Origin of the sequence: Streptosporangium sp. DT93 (assembly GCF_049844535.1) — a bacterium.
GTDB lineage: Bacteria > Actinomycetota > Actinomycetes > Streptosporangiales > Streptosporangiaceae > Streptosporangium.
This window is the reverse complement of sequence record NZ_JBNCLF010000133.1, coordinates 1-211: the sequence shown is the minus strand read 5'-3', so window position 1 is coordinate 211 and position 211 is coordinate 1. Positions and strand designations below refer to the sequence as shown.

At 70.1% G+C, this 211-nt stretch carries 1 protein-coding gene; it reads right to left on the bottom strand.

Features of this window, described 5'->3' with window-relative positions; all coding sequences use genetic code 11:
* The coding region (locus ACLQ2R_RS39780) for a hypothetical protein (protein ID WP_425966581.1) at window positions 1-140 on the bottom strand (140 nt) is incomplete at its 3' end.
* Between the last annotated feature and the right edge of the window lie 71 nt (window positions 141-211).

Below are 211 nucleotides of genomic sequence, written 5' to 3'. Positions count from 1 at the left end.
CGCCCCGCCTGAGCACGCACCGCCCCCACCGAACGCCCCGACACCACCCAAGGAACCACCACCCCCACCGAATCCACAGAAACCTGTACCGGCTCCACCGGCTCCACCGGCTCCTCCTGGGGAGCCTCCTCCAGGATCACATGCGCGTTCGTCCCACTGATCCCGAACGACGACACCCCCGCCCGACGCACACCCTCCCCCCGCTCCCACA